We start from the raw sequence: 24667 nt of genomic DNA, 5'->3' as shown, positions 1-24667 counted from the left end.
CCCTGGATCGGAATGGTCTTATTCTTTTAGATAGTAAAAGTGGCCGTCCTCTGCACCAATCAATAAATTGGGTTTCCCGTCCTTATCCCAGTCAACCACGGTTGGACTGGTTGTATGGCCGGCCAATTTAGTATTGACCAAGTTTCCTCTTTTCTTAAAGATAGTACTTTCGTTGGATTTCCCCACATTCTCGTACCATTCTATATTCTCACTATTGGCTAAAAGGTCAAGGTCTCCGTCGCCGTCCCAATCCGTGAATTGAATTTTTCTTCGGCCACTTCCACCAGCTTCCCGCTCTGTTAAGCGTAATAAATCGTTGCCTATGGTGCCATCCGCATTTTTAAAGATGCGTTGTCCTGGTTTTAAAAAAAGTTTACCTCGCTTTTTGAACCTTTCAAAAAACGCCAAATAACCCTCGTGATCCAACATCACCAAATCCATTAGTCCGTCCTTGTTCCAGTCTATGGCGTATGGTGTTGTTCTCCATTGGGTGGCCAATTCGTCTTTTTCTGGATTCCACCAGTTCCAAGCTGGTTTTGGAACCTTGTTTTTCTCCCATGCCACCTTAACACCTCCCATTTTTGCTAATTTGGGGGCACCTTCCGTGCCTATGTTTCTATACCATTCTACTTTGCCAAAGATAGAATTCAGTACTATATCCTTTAGTCCGTCACCATCCCAATCGGCAACTGTGAGTGTGGTATAACCCCATTTGCGTTCGGCCGGACCTTGAATGGAACCGCTGTTTCCTGCCATTATCCTAATCACTTCCCCATCTGCTTCCAAATAGACAGGTTCTTTAAAATCGGGGTTTGTTCCCCCGTCCAAATTCTCAATAAAACCAATATAACCGGCCGAATTTCCGCAGATCAAATCCTCGTCCCCGTCATCGTCCCAATCAACGCTGAACGGGGTAACCAAGGCTCCAAATTTTAGATTTTGGCTTTTCTGCTGAATGTATATGGGCGATTTAAAAATGGGCATATTCTCTTTTACGGTACCAGTATTCTCAATAAATACCACCCTCCCGTCTTCGTCACCCACCACTAGGTCTATCTTATTATCATTGTTCCAGTCCAATGCAACGGGCCGCATCATTTCCAAATCCATTTCTAGAAACCCTGAAGCATTTTCCAGAAATCTACCTTTTGCATAGGAGGGGTTTTCACGACTACCAGTGTTTTCAAAATAGGTAAATCGGTCTACAAATTCGCCACATATAATATCAAGATCACCATCGCCATCAAAATCCGCTATATTGGGAGAGGTATTGCCATAGACATCAATCGGTTGGTTTCCGGCCAATATTTTTCCGTCATTTCTATATTTTCCTTGGTCATTGGTCAATAAATATAGGTAGCCTCTAAGGTCTCCATTGGTCCATTCCCCTTTTTCATTAAAGGCGTTATCCCATCCATATTCGTTCCAGTCATCAATTCCAACGATCAGGTCCATATCCCCGTCATTGTCGTAATCAACATATTTCCAGTCGCTAAATCGTTCCTTGTAGAGATCCAGCAGTTCAGATGCCTGATAAAGCCCAATAGGTCTGGTATATCCATATCTTCTGAAATTGTCATATTCCAGGCCAACACCCAAGACCCTGGGTTCGCCTTCCACATAGGAAATGGCAACATTGCGCATACCGTCATCAATTTTAACGGGGGCATCAAATATGGGATTACCATTTTGGTCTTTGCTGTTATTTTTGAACAAATAGGTGCCATTAAAAGGAACATCGGTACAAGAAATAACGAGATCCAAGTCTCCATCCTGATCGTAATCCATGGGTAAGGGATTGGCCCAGAGACCAACTGCCAGATCCTTGGTAGTCGTGGTATCCTTGTATTGTAATCGTATTAATGTTTCGTCAGGGGACTGGCTGTAGGAAACAGTTGTACATGTTATGAACATGAAAATGATTAATCGTTTAAGCATTTTGGATAGATTTATCTATTTTTATGAAGGTTGATGTATTAAAACTTTCAAATTAGTATTTATTTTTCAATTGACCAATCTTTTGTTTTTATATGGACGGATTGATTTTTGTACAATATTCCAAGTTATTGGAATCTGGGAAAAAGGGGGGTGGTTCAACTAATGAGCTGAAATATAGAGTATAAACAAAAAAGATTCATTTTTTTGCTAAAAGATTAGGGTTAAATTGTTTGATCTTTCCTATTTTTGCAATCTCATTTTCGGGATGTGGCGCAGTCCGGTAGCGTACACGGCTGGGGGCCGTGTGGTCGCAGGTTCAAATCCTGTCATCCCGACTTGACTAGTTTCATCTAGTCGCATGACGTTGCAAATCACCTGATTTGCAACGTTTTATGTTTTTAGGGGGTCCAGATGAAACCACTTGAAACTACCTGAAAACACCCCTCTGGTGTCCATAAAGGGATTTTGAAACCACAGTATTTTTTGTACATTGAAGTAGCTTTAGAGGGTATTTGACCCTGTGTTTTTTACCGTTTATTTATTAATTTAAAGCTATGTAATATGTTAGAAAACAGTAGATTATCGGTGGTATTTGTCACTCGAAAATTGAATTTGGAAAATGGGAACATTAAGATCTATGCTCGGGTCACCGTGGATGGAAAAAGAGCGGAATTCAGTTTAAATCGGGAATTGCCAGTGTCCCTTTGGGACGAAAAACGCAAAAGAGGTAAGGGGTTTTCCAAATATGTAATCTCTCTAAACAAGTATTTGGATCAGGTTTTTACGGGATTGCACGAGGCACACCGGCAACTTTTGCAGGAGGAAGTTGACATTACTTCGGCCGGAATAAAGGCTCGATATTTAGGAGAGGACGATAGGGGCAAGACACTGCTCGATTTGATAAGCTATCACAATACCTCCATGATCAGCGTCCTTAGAAAAGGAACTATGAAGAACTATTACAGTACGGAACGTTGTATCAAGGAATTTTTAAAAGAGAAAATGGGCGTTGAGGATATTCCTCTTAAAAAACTGAATTATGGTTTTATTGTAGATTTTGAACAATATATACGGAAGTATAAACCGGCCACACGAATGGGTTGTGCCAATAACGGTGCCATGAAACACATGGAGCGCTTAAAGAAGATGTCCAGGCTTGCCGTAAAACTGGAATGGTTGGAAAAGGACCCCTTTATCAATTATAAACTACGTTTTGAAAAAACAGAACGTCAATTTCTGACGGAAAGGGAACTGCAGCTCATTGAGGATACCACGTTTAATATTCCAAGTACCCAACACATAAAAGACCTGTTCATTTTTGCCTGTTATACGGGTTTGTCTTTTATTGATGTTAGTGGGCTAAAAATTGACCATTTGGTAAAAGGAATGGACGGTAACGATTGGTTATATACTAAAAGAACAAAGACAGATGAACCTTTGAAGATTCCTTTGCTACCCAAGGCCATGGAAATCATTGATAAATATAAAAGCCATGCTAGTCTGCTTGAAAATGGAAGATTATTACCTATATACAGCAACCAAATGATCAACCGCACCCTTCGGGATATCACAACCGCCTGCGGTATTCGTAAAAAGATAACCTTTCATGTAGCCCGACATACCTTTGCCACGGCGATTACACTTTCCAATGGGGTGCCAATTGAAACCGTTTCCAAACTTTTGGGGCATACCAAGCTTTCAACTACTCAAATCTATGCTAGAGTGGTTGAAAAGAAGGTAGGGGAGGATATGCAGAATTTGATGGCTACGATGAAGCTAAAAAAGGTTAGAGCTGAGGAAATTTATTAAGCTATAAAATAATGTTTTGCGGCTGTTTGAACGAATTCATTCAGGCAGGTTATGTAACTTTGCTTTGGGTGCGGCATAAAAAGTAAAGATTGAGATTCTTTACTTTTTTGAGTGTCCCGATATGGCTATCGGGAGGTGTGCTGGCGTATTTGGTATTTGTTTTCTCAGGCCCTCGCTGCATCTCGTACAAATTTTTTAAGATTATCAATCTTCAAAAATTATGTGGTCTTCTAAAAGTTTCTTCTAAAAAATTAATGGAACACTTTTTATGCTAGCCGACAATAGGAGGGGAGTGTAATATGTGTGGAATGTTATTTTTACTATTTTCTCCAAAATATGTTACGGTTTTCCGTAAACGATTACTTGTTAAATTTTGATATATTTGATTTAGACCATTCAACACAAAACATCAATTACCACTAGTTTAATGATAGAGCGTATTAAGAACTATTTAAGTCTTATTTCTAAAGAGATTGAAGAACATTTATATGAAGAATTTGAAATTAATAGCGATATGGCTATTTCGGAGTGATGGGTTCTTCCTCAAATTTGGGGAAGAACCGTTTATCAGTGCCACCCATTCCGTTTCAATCTGTGCCACTTAAGGTAAAAAAGAAAAAATACTCCAGCTTTTGCTAGGCACATATTAAATGTAAGCTATTACCCAGGGCAAACTCACACTTTTATTCCTAATATTTTGGTCATATAGTTATTGTCATAGGCCGCTTTAAGTCTTTTGCCTTTTAAGCCTTGCTTGGTCTGTTTGTCCTGTCTCAACAGGTTTAAGGCAATTTTGCTCAGTATCGAGAAGTTTTGGGCGGCATTTCCCGCTCTTTTTCTTGATGCATCTTCCGAGAAGGCGACATCCAATACCCAATGTAATTTATTTTCAATTCCCCAATGTAGGCGTATCATTTTCTGGAAGGCCTCCGCACTGTTCTCCAAGCTTGAGATATAATATCGGGTAGCCGTTTCTTTGGATCTTGCACTATTTTTAAACTCCCTGATGCTTTCAATTTTTATGATGCTCTTTAATTTGGTCCATTTATCCGTGTTTTCTATAAAGTCAAAAGTATTGATGACACTACAGCTACGTGTCTCTATTCTACCATGGCCCAGGTCGTCATGGATATGGGTCCCGATAGCTTTGCCAAATCTAAATTCATCTTCGATATCCCGGTGCAACCGCTTTTGATTGTCCTTTACGGCCAAGATGTAATCGGCCCCTTGCCCAACATTGGTCTTGGCAATATGTTCTTGGCAACCCATGGCATCTATGGTGATTACACAGTCTTTTATGGCAATAAGCTCCAAGAGTTTTGGGATGGCGGTAATTTCGTTGGACTTCTCGCAGACCTTGACCTGGCCCAAAACCATGTTGTTGTCACTGGCCCAGGCACTTACCATATGAAAAGGGGACTTCTTTCCATTGGATCTGGATCCTCTTAGCGTTTTGCCATCAATGGGGATAACCTCGCCATCGGTAAGATCGGCCAATCCCGATACCCAGCCCATAAAGCAGGATTCGAACTGTTCTGGATCTATTGATGAGAATACACGGTTGAAGGTGTCATCGGAAGGTATGCCATTGGGAAGATCCAGGAACGAACGTAAAAAATCCTCTTTTGCCCTGGCGTATGTTTCCATATCTTTCCATGTATCCGCGGCACAGATCACCGAAATTATACCAATAAGAAGGATATCGTCCAATCTGTGAAGCTTGTTTATATCGCTCCTGGGGTCGTCCATCTTGCTGAAAATGGACTTGAAATTGTGGATTGTTTTCAACAACAATCAATTATCAGTACAATATACAAATAATCGACCTAAAAAACAACACTTATTTACTTGAATTACATCTATTTGGATGAAATTTTATTGAAGATGTATTTATTGGAAAGTGTGAGTTTGCCCTGAGCTATTACCTAAGTTTTTTTTTCTTTTATAGTTAATATTTTATTACAAAAAAGTAAGAAATAGTGTATATTAAATAAATAATCTACTAATTTTATTAATGTGTATATACATAAGTAATTTTTATTAATCTTTTAAAAATTTTTAATTATGAAAACAAAAAATTATTTAAAATTATTAGGTGGTTTATTAGTAGCTGTTGTGATGGCGGTTAATTATGTTAACATTAATAGTAGTTCGGCAAATTCTTTTTCTGTTATAGAGGTTAAAGATGCCAAGGCATCTGGCTTTTGTGTTTACAGTGATTGGGATACATGTATTGAAGAGGGTGGTGGTGAATGGTATACACTTTATGATTTTGAAGAAATATAAAAGTCTCATGGATTATTCATTGTTTTACTTTGTACTATCATATTTGTTGTCAAGTTAAGGGGGTTCTGCTAAATTTTATTGATTTATCTCAGATGAATAGACTGTAGTTCAAAGTGTATCCAAGTATGATTTGCTTTAACGTTTTGGAGATATGTTATTTTGCCTCTTGGATTTATTATATCATAGAAGGGGAATTTGGCTTAGATTCAATTGCTATTGAAAGTTTTTGATGGGAGTTTTCCTTCGGGGGTATCCCCGAAGGAAAAATTCCCCAAAAAAGTCAAATAGTTGTGTTAAGAGCTACAAACAAATGACCTTGGAACAAAGGTCTGTTGTTGAGTGGAAGTTGAAAAACGGCCTTAAGAAGATAGATATATTCATAAAGCATCCATTGCCGAGTCGTCCCTTTCCCAAGAGCAGGAAAGGAACTAGGGAAGACGGGGCGTTAACAATACCAAAGATACCGAAATAATTGTAGACGAGCGAATGAGGGAAGGACATGTGAAAAAGCGTTTTACGCCCAAGATGTAGCTTTATGAATGGGACAAGCTCTGGAATTACTAATGGTCCCTCTAAGTGATAACAAGTAGTGCACGTCTGAGGGATATAGATATGGTCTGTCGTGAGCGCATCTAAATAAGGATATGGGAGGACAAGGCTATTGGAGGTAAACTTTACAAGAGTTTGAGGAATTCTTACGTAAAATATAAACGATACTGAGAAAAGACAATAGTGGGCATACTGGGAAGGGTCGCCATAGATAAGTTCCTCTCGATTGTGGAAAACAAGAAAACTGTCGGGAACTTCAAGGAAGACCTTATCATCGAAAAGGGGCATAAGGGTGCATTTTGGACAGGTGCTCCAGCTTACTGTTAGTCGAAAATGTCGGTGGAAATGCAATCGATAAGTTCTTCAAGATCACAGTAAATGCACAAGAACTTTATAAGGAATGAATCCATATTAATCCAATGACAAAGGTAAGGAGATCTCTGGGCATATGAAAATCGCCAAGAAATCGGTTGTAATGTATTTTTCATATATCCATAAGTATCTTGGGAACGGGCATCAATGAGTATACCAACAAATTATTGAGAAAGTATTTTTCCAAGGATTCACCTTTGGGCAACGTGCAAAACAACCAAATTGGTCATGTAGTTAAATTACTTGATGACAGATCAAGGAAAAAATTGGATACGGAACACCCTAAAAAGTATTTTTTGGATGTATTCACAAAAAATCAAAACATACATATGCTAGTATAATCGACCTTGTGATGATTAATTATTTTAAGTTGCGCTTTGTTTTTATGATACGTATTTTACGAACATGTTATAGGAATATTTATAAAGGATTTTATAAGATACATCCGCCTCTACATATATACTGTTTAAAAATACTAGCAACGTGTGTTCTGTTGGGTTGTGCTAACAACTACAATAATCCGTTAAACGATTTTTCTAAAGATAATGAGATTGTACTGGTAGGTGAGGAAATCCGATTTCAAAGCGACACAATACTATTTCGGCCCCGTAAATTCGAAGTTTATGACACCTTGGCCATTTTTAATGATAATACAGGTGAGGCGGGTTTTAGTATTGTCAATTTAAAAGATGGCCGTTTAGTAGAGAAGTTTGGTTTTGCGGGCAATGGAGAATCCGAAATGAATATTAATGCAGTTTCAATGGAAAATGGTGTCGCAAACAATGATTCAGTTTTTAGTATTACCCAGGTAAACTCTCCGCATAAAATCTTTCGCTATAATTGGGACAGTTTATTAAATAAATCTGAATACAGGCCGAAACCTATTTTTTATTCAACAAAAATTACTTTTTCGAATACTTATTTCTTGAACGATTCAATTCTATTCGGTAAGTTTTTAACTTCAAATATGGATAACAAAACCTTTGGCGTTTTGAACCTCTATACAAACAAATTAACAACGGGTATTGAAGTACCCGGAAATGAAAATAATAAAACCCAAAGCGAAAAGGATTCTTTGTACTTCAAATATTTAAATATGAGAATGGATAATAGAGTAGCCTATAGACCAGGAAGCTTCCATGAATTTGCTTGTTTTTCTGGTAAAGGAGCAGTAATTCAAATAATATCGGTTGACAAAAATTATCGTTTAAAGAAAAAATATCAAAAAGTATACTATCTGCCTACTTTTAATCTTCTTGTAGGACCAAATTCAAAGAAAATTGTTGCAGGGAAGGACAGTAAAAAAGGCTTTCGCAATATTGCGGTTAGTGATAAAAATATCTTCGCCCTTTACAGTGGCCCTTTGTTGAACGACAGTGATGAAAACTTCAATATATCCGATATTGTCTTGGTTTATGATTGGGAAGGGAATCCAGTAAATAGAATTAAATTGGACAGAAAAGTGAATACAATAGCTATCGACAGAGAAAATTTCACACATTTATATGGAATGATGGACTCTAACAAATTAATTAAATATGTATTATCTGAAAACTAGTCAGTAAAAGTTAGTGACTTAATTATTTTAGAAAATGGAAAATGAATACAAAATATTGCTATGGACAATATTACTTTTTATTGGATTGACTGGATGTAATCAAAAACACAAAGACAAGAATAATGAATATAATTTGGAATTTAAGAATGTGCAAAACGATAGTGTTAAGATTGAGTTTATTACAAATACTACTATCAATATAGGTTCCGTTAAGATAGGCGATACAATTAAAAGGGTTTTTAAATATAAGAATGTAGGGCAACACCCATTTTTAATTTATAACGCAGAGGCTACTTGTGGCTGTACGGTAGCTTATTTTAATGATAGCCCTTTACCTGTTGGAAAGACTGATTCGATAATTGGCATCTTTGTAAGTGATGAACACATGAAAGGTTTTGTAAACAAAGTAGTGACTGTTAACAGTAATTCACCATTATCCCCATTTTTATTGACATTTTATGGTAGGGTGGAATGAAACTTTGGCTCTTTACAGTACTATAGAACCAATGATTGTTGGCTTGTTACATTTATTAAGCATAAGGGCTATTCCACTTCATATTCTATTTTGTTTCCAATGAGTAAAAGATTATTTGTTCTTTTGGTAAATCTACAAATATTGGTATTTTTTCTTCTCCTATTCTATAATTGTGTGGATTTAAGAAGATATCCATATCCGAAAGGTGTGCTTTCCTCTTTAGAAAAAGCGGGGGAAAATAAAATGGAATTGATTAAAGTGCTAGATCATTATAAAAAGTATCCACAAGACAGTTTAAAATATAGGGCGGCCTGTTTTCTTATATCTAATATGAAGGGTCATTTTTCATCAAAAAGGATTGAGTCCTACCCAGATTTAGTAAAAGAATCATTTAAAAAAATTGACTCGCTTACCAAAGTAATCTTCTTTCATGAGGCAGATACTTCACTTTTCCGGTTTGCAGATTATCTTCATAATATTCTAGACACAAAGGATTTCGCTCCGACAAAGGGCTTTGTAGATTCCCTGATAAAAAGAACTTACCCTGATACTGTTGACGTAAAATTCCATAGAAAAAAAGTTGTACATTTTGAGCACTTTGTAGATAGTATTGGCAAGGAATTGCTATTCAATATCCAAACGGAAAATCAAACCAACGGAATTTATCCCGATTTGAAAAATATCTCCTGCAACTGGTTGATTGACCATATTGATAATGCGTTTTCCTGTTGGAAGAAGTCCCCTTTTGCAAGGGATTTGAGTTATAACGAGTTCAAGAACACCTTGTTGACATATAGGAGCATGAATGAATCTGTGGATACATATTCCAGTTATATTAATAATTATTTTTACGGTATTGTTCATTCTAATGATTCTTTAAACCTTGCTAATACCGTGAGACGCTTAAATTTTGCCACCTATTGTCTCGATGTTTTCGAGGACAATGGCCATAAAATCGGAAATTTAGGGTTTTACGATATTTTACAGTTTTATAAGTTCGATTGCGACCGACATTCCGAATGGACAGTAAGGGTATTAAACGCATGTGGCGTTCCCGCTTATTTGGACTATACTTCGGGTTACTTTAACAGGGACAAAATACATTATGGGGTATCGGTACGGGATACTTCAGGAATTTATCACCATTATTCCCCTAAATGGCAACAGTTAGGTGATTACAGGCATCAAAACGAATTATCCAAAATGTACAGAAATATGTATGTCAAACAGAGGTGCCCAAGAACATTGGCCAGCATTAATGAATACGTCCCGAATACATTCAAAAACCCATATATGAAGGATGTAACCGAGGAATACCACAAGGTTACCACCTTTTCAGTTCCCTACAAGTTTAAGAAGGATAGTACCAATAGAAAATTGGGCTATTTGGCGATATTTAGCCCTAGAGGCTGGAAGCCCATTGCCTGGGGAGAGATTGATTATGACCGTAAAAAAATCAATTTTGAAAAAGTTCCTGTAAATGCAACTTATATTGTTGGTATCTATGATTCCAATGGGTTCATTCCAATCTCCAACCCATTACATATCGATTTCGACAGAAAGGTTATGGAAATAGCTCCCAACAACAATCCGATTACCTTACGACTTACTCGTAAATTTCCCTTGAAATACCATTTAATTGAGTTCATGAAGGATATGATTGGCTCCAAAATACAAGGGGCCAACAGCGCGGATTTTTCGGATGCAATAGACCTCTATTCCATTGGCTCATCAGACATTTTGGATTTTTCAGTGAAAGCCTTACCTATTTCGACAAAAAAGAAATTTAGGTATGTGAGGTGTATTAGTAATGGTAAACCGCTTAATATTGCAACTTTTGAGGTGTTCTCTTCAGTAAATCAAAACATGAATATTGTCAAAGGGTCGGAACCTTCTATCTTGTCTGAGGAAAAATTAAGAAACGTGGATGTTGGTCTTTATACAAAATTGAATGGTAACCTTTTACCTTCAAGCCAAGATGTAGAGCGGGCCTTGGATGGCAACCTAGAAACATACGTTACAACTTTTTCCATAGGTATCGATTTTGGAAGCCCTCAGCACATTTCACAAGTAAGGTTTGCCCCCAGAAATGCCAACAATGGAATAGTGATTGGGGATAATTACGAGCTTTTATATTACGATAAGAGATGGAAAAGTGGAGGCTCCAAAATTGCAGAGTATAACTTTTTAAAATTTGAGAATGTACCCGAGAATACGATATACTGGTTAAGAAACAAGGACCACGGTAAGGAAGAATTACCCTTTGTTTATAGGGACGGTAAGCAAATATTCGTAAACGAACGTTAGTTTAACAGGTTTCGGAGTTTGTGAATATTTTTTTCATTTTACATGGACTATATGGAGATGTGGATAATTTCCGATTATTGTAATACTCACTTTCTATAAAATTTGAAAAAGCCTTAGCCCCTTGAATCCTGAAAGTTATTTTGCAAAAGGACATTGAAATGACACTTAAGATAGATTGTACCAAAATTAGAATATTAAGATTAGAACATAGTATTAACTTATTGATAGTGCTGTTGTTATTCTCTCTATACGTATTTTTGCCATCGATTGATTTCTTGCCATTTCGACGCTCCCCAGTGACCGGAAAATTTATTATATTCTTACTCGCAACCCTATTAATCGTCTGCTTATTTTTGGGAAAGCTGAAAGTTTCTGATGAATCCTTTTCTATTGGCCGGATAGATATTTCAATTCTTCTACTCGTGGTTTATATAACGTTCAATAGATATTTTTTTCAACCCACTTACGGTTTTTCAATAAGGTTCTACGAATTGCTGGGGTTGCTGGCATTGTATTTTGTGATAAAATCGCTTACACCTAAACATCATTCTTGGCTACTTATTGCGGCCATTATCGGTGCCAATATCCAAATCATTATAGGATGGTTACAATTATACGGCTTGATAGAATCTAACAGTTCGGTTTTAAAGGTAACAGGTGGTTTTTTTAACAGTGGCCCCTACAGTGGTTACTTGGTAGCCGTTTTTCCAATTGGCCTACAGTTCTTAAAGAATGGTAATTTCCTAATTGAAGATGGGAAAAAATATATTAATATACGAAAAGCAATCGTTCACTTTGCTGTTGTTTTAAACATTATTGGGTGTGTGACAATAATTCCTGCATTAAGATCGAGAGCCGCCTTTATTGTTATTTTCTTTACTGTAGGATATATCTATCGCAAGAATATTCAGTCCTTTTTTGAAAAAAACACAAAGAAAAGGGTTGTAAAGGTTTTGTTGGTTTTGGGGGCAATATGTTGCATGATTACTTCCATTATTTTTATATATAATTTTAAAAAAGGGTCAACTGAAGGGAGGTTGTTGATATTGAAAACTACTGTGGAAATGTTGAAAGATAGGCCTGTTATGGGTTTTGGCTATGACAGGTTCCATAGTAACTATATGCTTTATCAGTCAGAATATTTTGAAAAACACAATAACATAAAAATGGCGCTAAGGGCAGGGAATACAGCTTATGCCTTTAACGAACCATTACAGTTTTCCGTAGAAAATGGAATATTAGGATTGTCAATTTTGTTGCTAGTGCTATATTTTTTAATTATTAGAAGAGGGACTTTAAAAGAAAATGAACCATTGTACGAGATGGCAATGGCCGGAATTTTGTCGATAATTATCTTCTCACTATTCTCGTATCCTTCTAAAATTCTGCCTATTAAATTGGTGTTAATCCTTTACGTGGCAATTTTATCTGCAAACCAGGCTAGTTCCTTTTGCAACCGTTTTAAACCCCAAAATAAATCAAAATCAAGATCATTTTACATACTATTGATTAGTCTATCTATCTCTTGCTTACTGTTTTATAAGACACTGAAACTAGCAAAAGCTTATTATGTTTGGAATAATTCCCACGAAAATTATTTGGATAAAGATTTTAATTTGGCAGTTAAGGGTTACAGGTTAATATACCCGTTTTTTGATACCGACGGGAAGTTCCTTACCGACTATGGTCTGGCTTTATATAGTGCAAAGGATACATATGCTGCCATTAATATATTGAGCAAAGCCAAGAATTATTCTAATAATTCCGTAATAGAAAATGTGTTGGGGAATTGCTATAAGGAAATAGAAGATTACAAAAATGCTGAAATATGTTATCAACGTTCCATTAATATGGTTCCAGGAAGTTTTAGGAGCCATTACTTATTGCTTAAAATGTATTCCGACAACAATCAAATGGAAAATGCTGTGAATGTTGCTAATAGAATATTGAATTTAAAGGTTACAGTTCCTTCCGAGACAACGTTTGAAATAATAAATGGAGCAAAAAATTTTCTAAAACTTCAAGGTGTGAACTATGTTGATTGATTCGACAATACCTGTTGTTTATGGTTGCGGCAGGCACAATCAATTAAAAATGAAATCATTATAACTGTAATTATGGAAAAGCGTTTGAATTTACGACTAAAGATAGCTCGCTTTTTTTTTCTTAAGCTATTAAATGTCTTATTTTGGTTTTTTTTGAGTACGATTGTTTTAAGGTTATTTTTTTTTGATGTTTTCCATATACCAAGTTCTTCGATGGAGAACACCTTACAAAAAAACGATTTTATAATTGTTAGCAAGATTTTTTACGGCAGCCCCCTAGCAAAAATCTTAAAAGAGCTGAAATTTAAGCAAAAACCAAAAATAAACGATCTTTTAGTCTTCAGCGTAGGTAAAGAATCAACGATATACGTGAAGAGATGTGTTGGTCTGCCAGGTGACATAATTGAAATAAAAGACACGGATATTTTTATTAATGGGCGATACGCACACCCTCCCCGTACCTCGTGTCATTTTCGAAAGGTTTGGTACCGAAATTTTAATGACTTAAAAGAGTGTATGAATAAGGACTCAAGCAGTATTATACAGAAATATTCCGGTTACGTTATAATCAATCTTGATTTGAACCAGGAAAAATTGCTTATGGGTTGTAAAAGCGTCGATTCGATCGGGGCAATCGAGCCAGACGCCAAACATAATAACTCAATGATTCAATTCCCACCCTATTCGGAAAACAACATGGATAAATTTGTAATTCCCTACAAAGGATTAAAGATTAGCTTTGAGTCAAACAAAATAAAGGATTATCGTGATATTATGGAATGGGAAGAAGGGGGTGAAATTGGAGAAGAATGTTCTTTTTATTATGATAATAAAGAAAGTGAATTTTATATTTTCAAAAACGATTACTATTTTATGATTGGGGACAACAGAAACAAGTCTATTGACTCTAGGTCATTTGGCCCTGTTGCCCAAAAGAATATTATCGGAAAAGTAATATTCAAAATATAAAACAAGCTTTCTCTTCTTTAAGTATTTAGGTCGCTAATGTTTAAAGAGTAAATTTTTTAAAGCATTAATACCTTCCAATAGGATGGTATTTCATTTTAAATAAATTCAAATGACTAACTTAAGTACAAACTCTAGATATCTAGATATTAAAGTGTGCGTTTGGTTAGAAGTTTACTATTCGAAATAAAAATGTCAAGAAAGTTTATCATTCTGCTATTATTGTCGATTTCAACCTCCGTTTTTTCACAAGATAGGTGGTCGCCCGAAAAGATCTATTTGCAGCTTGCCTCCGAAGTGTTCGCTACCGACCAAACTATCTGGTTCAAGGCCATCGTAACCGATGCAATTTCCCACCGTTTCACGGAAATTAGCGGTGTACTTCATGTTGAATTGATTGGTCCAGACGGGAAAATCGTGTCGCGTAAATTGGTCAAGTTGTCCAAAGGGGTAGGGAGGGGGTCTTTTGAACCCGAAAAGGGCTTGCCGGAGGGCCGCTATCTGGTACAGGCCTATACCCAATGGAACAGAAACTTTGGGGATGATTTCATTTATAAGCGCTACGTGGACATTGTAGCTCCTTGGCCCTCAAACAACCCGAAATTATTGGATTCCCTAAAACTGGAGAAAGTAGGTGACGGGCGGTTCCTTTTGAGCGCTAAGGTTAGGTCAGACGCCATAGAATCGACCGGGGCCAAGCAGGTACAGGTCGCCATAGAAAGAGATAAGGGGAGCGACACCCTGCTTATAAAAAGAAATGGCCATGGAGCTTATGCATTTGAATACGAGATGCTGGAAGACCCTAGCTGGGTGACCGTGACAGTAGAGGGGCTATCCGAAACGGTCGTCCTGGATCAAAACGAGGTAGACCTGCAATTCTTTCCTGAAAGCGGTACGTTAATTGAGGGGTACAGCAACAAGATAGCGTACAAGGCCATAGGCATCGACGGCAAGGGAAGCAGGGTCCAGGGAACCGTTTTCGACGACAGGGGGAAACATATCATTGATTTTGTGTCAAACCGTTTGGGAATGGGCTATTTTTCAATTTACGCCGAAAGTTCCCGTACCTACCATGCCGAAATTCGTTCCACGAACGGACCGAAAACCATCGTAAAATTCCCTTTGCCCAAATCGGCATCCAATGGAAGTATTATCTCTGTTCAACGAACTGGCAAAAATATTTGGGCGGGGGTATACTCAAATGTCCTTTCCGGCAATGTGTATATCAAGGTCTCTTGCCGGGGGCAGGATCTTATTATGATAGAGGGTCCGTTGCGAGACGGATATCTGTCCAAGAGCCTTTTATCGGAGGCATTGCCAGAGGGCATACTCGTCTTTACCCTGATGGACCAGAACAAAAATACCGTTGCGGAGCGGCTGTTCTTCAATGAAAAGACCGAAGACCATTTGAAGGTGGACCTGGCTACGGACAGGGAAACGTATGCACGGCGCCAACCTACCCAATTGGATATCCTTATCACGGGACAAGATTCCGTTCAGGGCCCCGTAGAATTGTCCGTTTTGGCCATCAATTCAGTACAGGGCCAGCATACGTTTGGGAACATTAAATCCTACTTTCTTTTAAGTTCGGAACTGCGGGGAACGATCGAGGATCCCGATTACTACTTTAATTCCCAGAATACCGGACGTGCCCAGGACCTCGACGCCCTTATGCTCTCCCAGGGCTGGCGCCGTTACAAATATCCTGCAAAACGCATCGAGAAGACCCTTTATTGGCCTCAGTCTCGCCTCGAGGTCAGGGGCTCGGTACAGGCCCCCGGAAGGAGCAAACTCTCTAAGGAAGGCGTGGGGCTTACCTTATCTTCCTTCTCAAAGTCACCGGTCTTCTACTCAGGAACCACCGATAGTCTGGGTAACTTCAGGTTCATGATGGAGGATACCTATGGCCCACCCATGCGGGTCCTACTTACGGTAGATGATGGAAAAAAGGGGAATAAACTTGATTATAGGATCAATTTGAATAACCCAAAGCCTCCAAAAGTAACCTATGATCGTAGGCCGGCCTTTCGTCAACTGGATACCCTGATCAGAAGTGTGGCCGTGGCGGGAATGGAACGTGTCCGAACAGAAGCCATATTAGATTCCCTCTATGGGGTTACGCAACTGGACGAGGTGATTGTTACCGACAACCTCTTAAGTCCCGAGCGCAAAAAACTTTACGACAAATACGGAGAACCAGATGGGATCGTCAATGGAGATGATTTAAGGGCAAAGGAGAAAAAATGGTCCTATGGGCTATACAGTATCCTTCTTTTCAATTACGGAGATCAGGTATTTATTGAAAAATATAGCGACGGGTTTATGCTTGCGCATGTCAGAGCGGGACAGTATGGAGCCGTAAGATATCAATCCGGACGCGGTATCGTACCGGGAAATCCAAAAAAGGAGGGGACTTTATTGATCGTCGACGGTAAACCGCTTGACAAACACCAATATGGTCAGGTGTCCAATATGTCCCCCGAAATTATAGAGCGGGTAGAACTTATCCAGTACGCCAGTTCCTTTAGGAGCTTGTACCAGAGTGTTTTTCCAGAGGTAAGTCCCATGAATACGCCATCTCTTGGACATATCATTTCTGTGGTTACCAAAGGCGGTTTAGGTATCAATACTTCCATAAGGCCGACACCTGGCACCTTTAATACGTCTGTCGAGGTCTTTTCCCCGGTCATGGAATTCTACACCCCAAAATACGACAGTCCGATTCCCACCAAAGAACAAAAGCCGGATCTTAGGGCACTTATCCACTGGCAACCCCATCTGAGCACTGATAAGTCAGGAAGCGCATCGGCTCGTTTTTATAATGGAGACGTTCCGGGCGACTATATAATTGTTGTAGAGGCTATTTCAAGGGACGGGCGCGTCGGTTATGGAAAGAAGCATTATGTTGTATCAGAAAAGTGAGTTCAAATAAATGAAGTACATCACCTCGTTAAAAGAAACTGCGTTTGGTGAGACGTTAAATTCTAGTTTTTTAAAGTCCCATAAAACGAACGTAACCGTTGCACAAGCAAATAAATTATAAAAAAAACAAACTTCTATAACTCCCTTTTAAGGCAGTTTCTCTTTTTAGGTCAGCAAGTAACCGGATATTTTTGGAGGCCTTTGCAAACCAGCTTTCAACAAAACCAACACGGGCAGCCGTTGTACAAGTCCTAATTTTTAGAAAATCCAGCTTATTTAAACCGCTTTACAGGCTTTCTTTAATGCATCAGTGCCAGCCATCCCGTTTTAAATTGTACCACTTTAAAGAAAACAAATAAAATTCCCCACTGGCTCGTGCCTTCCCTTAAATTGGCTGGCCAAACACCGCTCCTGTCCAACCTCTTTGCATATTATTGACTAAAAATCCCTAAATTGGAAAAAATAAAAAGGATCCAATCCCTGTAGCAAGGATAGCGCAAAACCGAGACCGCATAGTTACATTAAAGAACTGCGCCCTTGGCTTACCTGATTTAATCCTATAATGTTAACGGTAATTTGAAAACCACAATGAAGAATAGCTTAAAGGAGCATAGAAGACTTAAAAACCTGACTCAAGAAGAGTTATCAAAGTCTTCTGGAATATCCATTAGAACTATTCAGCGAATCGAAAAAGGATTGTCAACGGGAAGTTCTCATACCCTCAAAACTTTAGCGAAAACTTTATCCATTGAAAGCTCAGATATATTTCATGATGAAGGTAACCCCAAATTATTTGTAAAAAACAACATAAAAACATTGAAACTTATGAATTTTAGTGTTTTAACAATGTTGGTAATCCCATTTGGTAATATTATTTTCCCATCAATTATATTTTTCAAGAATAGAAATGATAGAAAGATGAATACTATTGGAAAGAAAATTTTGAATTTTCAAATTTTAAGTATGTTAGCACTACCTTTTTTCCTAGTTATTCTATTCCTGTTAGCAGGAAAAGGGTATGGAGGATTTCCTATAATTTTAATAGTCTCTTATTTAACTTATGGGTTAGCAAATATCATCATTACAATACATATATCAGTTCAGATAAATAAAGAAAAGGAAGTATTAAGCTTCGTCCCAAATGTTCTTTAAATCCTACATTGTCATACAGATGGCGTAAAAATGACATACGTCTTTTTCAATTCTCTCCTATTTACTCCAATAATTTTGCATCAGGAGAAAATACAAACATCTGAATCACTAAATATGAGAAGTGAACTTAAAATAATTCTGAGCATTTTATTTGTAATTGCCTTAAATCCGTCAAATCATGCTCAAAATAACGATAACGAATTAGTTGTTGTCGATGGCAAAAGAATAGCGTACAAATCCTTCAATATTGAAAACAGAAAAAAAGGGGAACCAATTCTTGTTTTCGAAACGGGATTAGGTGGCGGAACTTTTGGCCCTATTCTTCCTTTTCTACCTAGTAATATTTCGGGTATTCAATACGCTAGAAATGGAGTTGGAAAATCAGAGCTAGATACTGAAATAACATCTGATTCTCAACTTGCCGATCGACTACATAATTTATTAACAACCTTGAACATTGAACCACCATATTTATTGGTTGGGCATTCCATAGGTGGACCGTACATAAGATTATTCGCATCTAAGTTCCCAAACGAAGTTTGTGGGCTCGTTTTTTCGGACCCAACCGACTTTATGTTGACTGTTGAAGAGGATGAAGAAGCAAGAATAAAATCTAAAAGTGCTACTGGTTATCGGGAAACGTCTTTGTTAATTCAGAAAATGATGTCCGAAAATGATAGTTTTGGCCAAGGAGCAAGGAATGATGCCACAAGGGCTTTGAAATCTAGTGTATCGGGTTACTTTCAAGAATATCAACACTTACCTGAATTGAATAGGAATATTGCTGCAACGGTAATTATTTCATATAACAAACCTATCGAACAACCAGACGAAGAATTAAATAAGAACCTTAATCTAGGAATTAATTTCAAGCCTTGGTGGAAAGAATACGATAATTTGAGAATACAGCATTTCACGGATTTGATAAAGGACAATGATAACAGTAGAATTATTTTGTTGCCAAAATACAGCCACGGCATATATTATCAAAATCCAGAATTGGTAGCAAAACTGATTATTGAAAACTATAATAGCAATATCAAAGAAAAATAAATAACTACAGCTGATATCTAAGCGTTCGTGTGGTCGGTACGGCCTGTCCCGCGAAATTTGCGGGAGCCAAACATGAACGCCGTGTTGACTGAACCTTAGCCTAGTTTCCCCTTACCAAGTGGCCTGCCAGTTAATAATATATCCCGGTTATTAATGCCAGCCATTCCTATTTAATCATTACCACTTAAGGAAAGCAAAGAAAAATCCTCCATACACAAACCAAAATTCCCTAAATTGGTAAGAAATAAAAAGGATCCAAATCAATAGTTAGTGTCCAGTCAAGCCTAAACCTACGGGTAATTTAAAGTGTCTCTTGAGCCGCTCCTGCGTTGCAAAAATCCTTACGTAGCTAGTGCCTCCGCTAAAGCTTCTGCGACACGCGGGCGGCTATGTGCGTTTTTTGCGCCTTGGCCCAACTCAAGATCCATCATTCCTTACCCGTCATTTAAACGTTGACTTGACACTAGGATAGCGCAAAACCGAAATCTCAAAATTCAACGGCGAACCAAAAAAACTGCGCCCTTGTCTTACATTATTTAATCCTATAATGTTGCCAACTATTATGGCATATAAATTTTCAATGAAAAAAATATACTTAATACTCATAATTTCTACCCTTTATTCTTGTGCCGGTGCGAAATACAATTATTTCTTCGATACCGGAAAGCAATTGGACTTTAGCAATGGGAAATGGATTCTCAACAGAACACAATCAAACTCGAAAATATTCGATACTGAACTCTATCACCATTCACTTAAAGATTTCAAAAAAATTCTTGGGGACTCTTTGATTGAAATGAACGATTTGCGAAGTACCAAACTGGTGGCACCAAAAATTAAATTTGATTTATCGGACTCGGATTTGAAAGAATTAAAAAGAGACACTGGTTGTGATTACATTATCAATATTGGAGGAAATGTTATTAGTGACGGTGCTGGTTCTATATCTTTCCCGAATCAAATAGAAAATTCCAGTAATAGCGCTTCTGTTTCAATTTCAATATATGACTTAAATTCACAAATTTTAATCTCTTCTTCTCAGGTTTATGGAAAGACGGAACATCAAGACCCTATTTTTCCTGATGATAAAAATTTACCTACAATAAATCCGAGTTCACATATGATTATGCTAAAAGGGGCGGAAAAACTTATCCAAAAATACAAGAAGAATCAGCTGAAATAATGCAAACCGTACGATGGACTTTTTACTCGGATGCAACTGTTGCGTTGCCGGATTTTTTACTAGGGTGGAATTAAAAAACGAAATGGAAAAGACCAACTCGGAGCTGTCAAAGAAGGATTGTTGAGAAATTATAATGTTCAATCCTATGGAGAAAGTGCAGGAACTTATGTGTATAGTATCTTAAAACAGGAATGGAAATAAAACACCCAGTTAACTAAACCCATCCCCCAGTTTCCCCCATGGGCACTAGCGTTTTAACAATCGTCCTTACCGATCCTCTTTGCATGATTATAGGCTGCGCTTCCAAGTAGGCTTGGCGGCGGCTTTTTAGGCATGGAGTTCGATGTCATATTTAGGTGGGCACACATCACTTTCGGTTGCCCGCGGGGAAAGTGAAACACCCTTTATTGTTGATCTTTAGTAGGTATTCGGCAATCCGGTGGACCTCATCGGGCGCAAAAATGGGCTCATGATACCCAATATAGGCATTGAGTTCCTGGAGGGTTTTTACGGCGACATTGCTGAACTTTTCCCTGGGCCTGTGACGGATCATCGCCAAAATATTCCTAATGGGAACTTTTTTGGTTCCCCAATGGTGCTCCCTTAGAAGACGATCCGTGTTTGTACTATGACCATGGAGCATGGTTTAGAGCGCAAAATTTGCCCTTTGCACCTGTTGTAAAGGGGACCAAAGGTCCAAGCTTGCAATGGATGCCTTGCTCCAATTTTTGGTCTCGATGATAAAGATACCGGAAGTATTGATCAGTAAGTGGTCTATTTGGATACTACGAATGCGCGAATTAGTTTGTTTATGATAGCGGGGGTTTTCAAATACAATGGAAAAATCATTGATCAACACCTGGTTGCCGGATAATTTTTTCAGTTCCCCTACCACCATATCTTCCCCAACGGCCCCTGCAATCATGGGCAATAGATCGGTGGCCACCGAACGCATATGGAGAAGCTTCCTAAATTGATCATCGCAACGTGTGGAAATCAGGGCATGCCGATCGGCACTATACCCATTGATGGCCTTTAGGACCACTTCCAGCCGTTTTTTACTCCCACGTACCCGCAGACCTACAATGCGGTCAAAGTTTTTTTCTAGGATGTACTTTATAAGGAGGAGGAATTGTAACCCATACCAATATAGCAGTTCCATAACTGCATTCTTGGCAGGTTTTCTTAAGACGTCACATTTGGAATGCAGCCGTCTTATATAGTTTTTGAGATTAGCTTTGGCAGTGGTCTTTAAAAGATCAAAATCTTTTTCCAGGTGGTACCCCTGGGCCTGCATTTTGTCCAGTTCCAGATCAAAATCGCGCTCGATCTTAAAGAAGAGTTCCTCTCTTTCATTGTCGAAGTTTTTAAGGAACCTATTGATGTCGGCAGTAGAATTGAACCTACTGATCCCATGGACGTCCAATGTTTTCCTGATCTGTTTTAAAGTCCCTATTTGCCCGTGGATGACCGTCATGACAAGTAAATTACCGACAGTAGCGTGTGGATGGTTATGCAATGCTGCTTGCCGAATGGATCCCCACGCCCTTTTTTATACGTTATGGCAAACCATGTATAGAACGGTTGCTATACCCTAATTGTTGTGGGAACATGTAGCTTGTGATGAAAAAATGTAGCCGGTTTGCACAAGTGGGGACCAATCTTTAAAGCAACTGTTGCAAGCGATTTCTTTATATCCGTGACCAAGGTTTCGATGTTAGCCCAAGGAGGTTTACCTATCAGTAGCCATCAACTATATTTAAATGATTGTGGGTAACACCGCCAAATAACTTCATAAGATAACCCATTAACCATTCTCATAATAGTTGCGTATTTTATCGGATTATTATAGCACTTCGTAGAAATGATAAGGCTTGGGCCTAAATCTTATGGAAAAGCGTAGAAAATACGATAATTAACACCTATTTTAGGGACTTGATCTACAAGTACTTCCCCCCACTACTTGGTATATATTCATTTAAGGATAACCCTATATACTGTTAATAAACAATGAACTATTACTTCAGTTTTATTCCATTTTGGAGGTATAAAGATGTATCATACAGTTATATAAACAAGTTGTACCCAATTTGAGAAAAACCGTAATCTGAATGAAAAACCCGAAAAAACTTATACTTCGGATTTTAATTGCTTCAAGTATAATTCTGATTTTACTCATCGGACTTTTCATTTTTGTGGTTAAAAAAACCGGAATTACGGAATTTTACCAAAAGACAATTGATTATGAGCCAACAGTAGTCCAAGCCGAAAAGACAACGCCTGAATTTGAACTCGGAAAAAAAATTTTTATGGAAGATTGTCGAAAATGTCACGTGTCAAAAGAAATGAGACATAACTATCTAGCTGGAGTTGTGGAAAAAGTCGGAACCACTTACTTAAAAACTTATTTGACCAAACAAGATTCTTTACTCAAAGCAAAAGATGAATACGCATTAAAACTTAAAGGTTTTTGGGGCAATAACGGAACAATGCATAAATTTAATTACACAGAAAAAGAACTGAATTTATTAATAGAATATTTAAAATAAAAACTGGGTACAATAACTAAGCGTTCGTGTGGCCGGTACGGCCAAACATGAACGCAGTGTTGACTGAACCGGGTCCGTTTGTCCCTTACTATGGGGATTGCTATGGTTTGATGGAGTTTTTCAGATGGATCTTGAGGCCGGAGCGGTTCCCATAATTTGGTGGTCGCCCCTTTTCCTGGTCTGTCCTGGTGCCTTTTTTAATTTCCTTGGCCCATTTTACTCTCCGGAGCGGCCTTTCCCTCCTGTTATTTTAATTTTGGCCATGGGCCTCCCCTTACGCTTCTTGTAGCGTTGTCCTTGGGGCACTTTTTTTCAAACGGTCCGACCATGCTTTGGGCGGGCCACGGCTGTCGAAGACCGCTACGGTCGCCATAATCCCGATCTGGCAGTAAGGACATCGGCGATGTTTCAAGGGAGGCCGTCCATTGGGCACCTGACCGCCCAGGACCTTTTGCAGTATTGGGAGCAACTCTTTTTTCTTGGAACTGCTCAGGATCCCATAATGCCGTATCCGCACGAACCCTTTCGGGAGCACATGCATTGCAAACCGCCTGATGAACTCTTTGTCGGATAACAGCATTAGGGACTTCTTTCCTGCATGGCGGTAATCCTTTACGGAAAAAGTAATGCCCTGACCGTCCAAATTCTTTATCCGATGGTTACCGATGGCAATCTTGTGGGTATATCGGCCAAGATATTCTACCACTTGTGCCGGCCCTAAAAATGGACGCTTGCAATAGACTACCCATTCATTTCTAAAAAGGCTTTCACAAAATCCGCAGGGCAGTTCTTTTTTCAGACTTTTTCGCAGCCCTGCCACGAACCGGGCTCTAAATACATTGCTCATTGCCTTTACAGGGAACAGATATTTCCCTTTGTTCCTAGCGGGTTTCCATTTGCCCGATCTTGAGATCCCACCTCCCGGTACAATGCAGTGCAGGTGCGGGTGAAGGGACAGATTTTGGCCCCAGGTATGCAGGATGGCGACCATTCCCGGGTCGGCCCCCAGAAAATTGGGGTTGGACGAAAACCCCTTGATCACCTGCCAGGCCGTCGCGAACAAAAGGTTATAGATCGTTTTGGGGTCATAAAGGCATATCCTGTTAAGTTCCGATGGAAGGGTAAAGACCACATGGAAGTAAGGGACGTTCAGCAGTTCGGCCTCCCTTGCCCTGATCCATTGTTCCCGTTTGTGTCCCTGGCACTTGGGACAGTGGCGGTTCCGGCAACTGTTGTAGCTAAGGTGCAGCCTATGGCAGTCCGGGTTGTCGCAACGGTCGATATGCCCGCCCAATGCTGCGGTCCGGCATTTGCGCAGGGCGTGCAGGGTCCTTAGCTGCCAGCTATTGGCACAAAGGCCGGCCAGGTGTTCCCTGTTGCGTTCCAATACCTGGGCCACTTCGTAAGCGGCGCGTTCCATGCCTATTTATCGTAAAGCCGCTCCAACGGACTGAACGGCCTTTGCCTGCCCAATTGTGCCACGTGCAGGTAGGTAAGCGTGGT

The 24667-nt window shown here is 38.8% G+C and carries 17 protein-coding genes and 1 tRNA gene; 13 read left to right on the top strand and 5 right to left on the bottom strand.

Annotated features, from left to right (window positions below; translation table 11 throughout):
- Window positions 1–18 precede the first annotated feature (18 nt).
- Window positions 19–1938 (bottom strand): VCBS repeat-containing protein, encoded by a 1920-nt coding sequence (locus tag MWU84_RS00090; RefSeq protein ID WP_246896138.1) that lies wholly within the window; start codon window positions 1936–1938, stop codon window positions 19–21.
- A 261-nt stretch (window positions 1939–2199) separates the two neighbouring features.
- Here MWU84_RS00090 and MWU84_RS00085 point away from each other — a divergent pair.
- Both MWU84_RS00085 and MWU84_RS00080 read left to right on the top strand, forming a co-directional pair.
- Window positions 2200–2273, top strand: a tRNA-Pro gene (locus MWU84_RS00085).
- Window positions 2274–2499: 226 nt separating this feature from the next.
- Complete coding sequence (locus MWU84_RS00080; protein ID WP_085496253.1) at window positions 2500–3747, top strand: site-specific integrase; 1248 nt, start codon at window positions 2500–2502, stop codon at window positions 3745–3747.
- Window positions 3748–4422: 675 nt separating this feature from the next.
- On the opposite strand, the gene MWU84_RS00075 is transcribed toward MWU84_RS00080, so the two are convergent.
- On the bottom strand, window positions 4423–5496 hold the full coding sequence (locus MWU84_RS00075) for an ISAs1 family transposase (RefSeq protein WP_111622089.1): 1074 nt from the start codon (window positions 5494–5496) through the stop codon (window positions 4423–4425).
- A 315-nt stretch (window positions 5497–5811) separates the two neighbouring features.
- Between MWU84_RS00075 and MWU84_RS00070 the strand changes: the two genes are divergently transcribed.
- The 10 genes from MWU84_RS00070 to MWU84_RS00025 all read left to right on the top strand — a co-directional run bounded on the left by MWU84_RS00070 (window position 5812) and on the right by MWU84_RS00025 (window position 20615).
- Entirely contained in the window at window positions 5812–6033 is a 222-nt protein-coding gene (locus tag MWU84_RS00070; RefSeq protein WP_085496254.1) for a hypothetical protein, read from the top strand.
- Window positions 6034–7339: 1306 nt separating this feature from the next.
- Window positions 7340–8512 carry a BF3164 family lipoprotein gene (locus tag MWU84_RS00065; RefSeq protein WP_176225580.1) on the top strand — a complete coding sequence of 391 codons (1173 nt, stop codon included), beginning with the start codon at window positions 7340–7342 and terminating at the stop codon, window positions 8510–8512.
- Between the two features lie 34 nt (window positions 8513–8546).
- The gene (locus MWU84_RS00060; protein ID WP_085496262.1) at window positions 8547–8987 is read left to right on the top strand and encodes a DUF1573 domain-containing protein; all 441 of its coding nucleotides are present in this window, start codon (window positions 8547–8549) and stop codon (window positions 8985–8987) included.
- 99 nt (window positions 8988–9086) lie between these two features.
- The gene (locus MWU84_RS00055) at window positions 9087–11294 is read left to right on the top strand and encodes a hypothetical protein (protein WP_085496264.1); all 2208 of its coding nucleotides are present in this window, start codon (window positions 9087–9089) and stop codon (window positions 11292–11294) included.
- Between the two features lie 353 nt (window positions 11295–11647).
- The gene (locus MWU84_RS00050; RefSeq protein ID WP_085496267.1) at window positions 11648–13339 is read left to right on the top strand and encodes an O-antigen ligase family protein; all 1692 of its coding nucleotides are present in this window, start codon (window positions 11648–11650) and stop codon (window positions 13337–13339) included.
- 72 nt (window positions 13340–13411) lie between these two features.
- Window positions 13412–14308, top strand: a complete 897-nt coding sequence (lepB, locus tag MWU84_RS00045; protein ID WP_085496269.1) for a signal peptidase I — start codon at window positions 13412–13414, stop codon at window positions 14306–14308.
- Between the two features lie 189 nt (window positions 14309–14497).
- Window positions 14498–17227 carry a hypothetical protein gene (locus MWU84_RS00040; protein ID WP_085496271.1) on the top strand — a complete coding sequence of 910 codons (2730 nt, stop codon included), beginning with the start codon at window positions 14498–14500 and terminating at the stop codon, window positions 17225–17227.
- A gap of 588 nt (window positions 17228–17815) precedes the next feature.
- The gene (locus MWU84_RS00035; RefSeq protein WP_085496272.1) at window positions 17816–18379 is read left to right on the top strand and encodes a helix-turn-helix domain-containing protein; all 564 of its coding nucleotides are present in this window, start codon (window positions 17816–17818) and stop codon (window positions 18377–18379) included.
- 114 nt (window positions 18380–18493) lie between these two features.
- Window positions 18494–19432 (top strand): alpha/beta hydrolase, encoded by a 939-nt coding sequence (locus MWU84_RS00030; protein ID WP_111622090.1) that lies wholly within the window; start codon window positions 18494–18496, stop codon window positions 19430–19432.
- Between the two features lie 580 nt (window positions 19433–20012).
- The gene (locus tag MWU84_RS00025) at window positions 20013–20615 is read left to right on the top strand and encodes a hypothetical protein (RefSeq protein WP_139827128.1); all 603 of its coding nucleotides are present in this window, start codon (window positions 20013–20015) and stop codon (window positions 20613–20615) included.
- 367 nt (window positions 20616–20982) lie between these two features.
- Here the strand turns inward: MWU84_RS00025 and MWU84_RS00020 are convergent, their stop codons facing one another.
- Window positions 20983–21258, bottom strand: a complete 276-nt coding sequence (locus MWU84_RS00020; RefSeq protein ID WP_085496277.1) for a hypothetical protein — start codon at window positions 21256–21258, stop codon at window positions 20983–20985.
- Between the two features lie 3 nt (window positions 21259–21261).
- On the bottom strand, window positions 21262–22092 hold the full coding sequence (locus MWU84_RS00015; protein WP_085496279.1) for a nuclease-related domain-containing protein: 831 nt from the start codon (window positions 22090–22092) through the stop codon (window positions 21262–21264).
- 634 nt (window positions 22093–22726) lie between these two features.
- Here MWU84_RS00015 and MWU84_RS00010 point away from each other — a divergent pair.
- A complete protein-coding gene (locus tag MWU84_RS00010; RefSeq protein WP_085496281.1) occupies window positions 22727–23164 on the top strand; it encodes a c-type cytochrome in 438 nt (145 codons plus the stop codon).
- A gap of 274 nt (window positions 23165–23438) precedes the next feature.
- Here the strand turns inward: MWU84_RS00010 and MWU84_RS00005 are convergent, their stop codons facing one another.
- Window positions 23439–24584 (bottom strand): IS91 family transposase, encoded by a 1146-nt coding sequence (locus tag MWU84_RS00005; RefSeq protein WP_246896135.1) that lies wholly within the window; start codon window positions 24582–24584, stop codon window positions 23439–23441.
- Window positions 24585–24667 lie beyond the last annotated feature (83 nt).

It is taken from the genome of Arenibacter sp. F20364 (genome assembly GCF_023015905.1).
Lineage (GTDB): Bacteria > Bacteroidota > Bacteroidia > Flavobacteriales > Flavobacteriaceae > Arenibacter.
This window is presented reverse-complemented; position numbering and strand designations above follow the sequence as displayed.

Excerpts from the sequence above, each read along its gene's own strand:
- MWU84_RS00065 (WP_176225580.1), top strand. The coding sequence starts at position 7,340 with ATGATACGTATTTTACGAACATGTTATAGGAATATTTATAAAGGATTT.
- MWU84_RS00055 (WP_085496264.1), top strand. The coding sequence starts at position 9,087 with ATGAGTAAAAGATTATTTGTTCTTTTGGTAAATCTACAAATATTGGTA.
- MWU84_RS00080 (WP_085496253.1), top strand. The coding sequence starts at position 2,500 with ATGTTAGAAAACAGTAGATTATCGGTGGTATTTGTCACTCGAAAATTG.
- lepB (WP_085496269.1), top strand. The coding sequence starts at position 13,412 with ATGGAAAAGCGTTTGAATTTACGACTAAAGATAGCTCGCTTTTTTTTT.
- MWU84_RS00030 (WP_111622090.1), top strand. The coding sequence starts at position 18,494 with ATGAGAAGTGAACTTAAAATAATTCTGAGCATTTTATTTGTAATTGCC.
- MWU84_RS00035 (WP_085496272.1), top strand. The coding sequence starts at position 17,816 with ATGAAGAATAGCTTAAAGGAGCATAGAAGACTTAAAAACCTGACTCAA.
- MWU84_RS00025 (WP_139827128.1), top strand. The coding sequence starts at position 20,013 with ATGAAAAAAATATACTTAATACTCATAATTTCTACCCTTTATTCTTGT.
- MWU84_RS00015 (WP_085496279.1), bottom strand. The coding sequence starts at position 22,092 with ATGACGGTCATCCACGGGCAAATAGGGACTTTAAAACAGATCAGGAAA.
- MWU84_RS00005 (WP_246896135.1), bottom strand. The coding sequence starts at position 24,584 with ATGGAACGCGCCGCTTACGAAGTGGCCCAGGTATTGGAACGCAACAGG.
- MWU84_RS00020 (WP_085496277.1), bottom strand. The coding sequence starts at position 21,258 with ATGCTCCATGGTCATAGTACAAACACGGATCGTCTTCTAAGGGAGCAC.
- MWU84_RS00060 (WP_085496262.1), top strand. The coding sequence starts at position 8,547 with ATGGAAAATGAATACAAAATATTGCTATGGACAATATTACTTTTTATT.
- MWU84_RS00070 (WP_085496254.1), top strand. The coding sequence starts at position 5,812 with ATGAAAACAAAAAATTATTTAAAATTATTAGGTGGTTTATTAGTAGCT.
- MWU84_RS00040 (WP_085496271.1), top strand. The coding sequence starts at position 14,498 with ATGTCAAGAAAGTTTATCATTCTGCTATTATTGTCGATTTCAACCTCC.
- MWU84_RS00090 (WP_246896138.1), bottom strand. The coding sequence starts at position 1,938 with ATGCTTAAACGATTAATCATTTTCATGTTCATAACATGTACAACTGTT.
- MWU84_RS00075 (WP_111622089.1), bottom strand. The coding sequence starts at position 5,496 with ATGGACGACCCCAGGAGCGATATAAACAAGCTTCACAGATTGGACGAT.
- MWU84_RS00010 (WP_085496281.1), top strand. The coding sequence starts at position 22,727 with ATGAAAAACCCGAAAAAACTTATACTTCGGATTTTAATTGCTTCAAGT.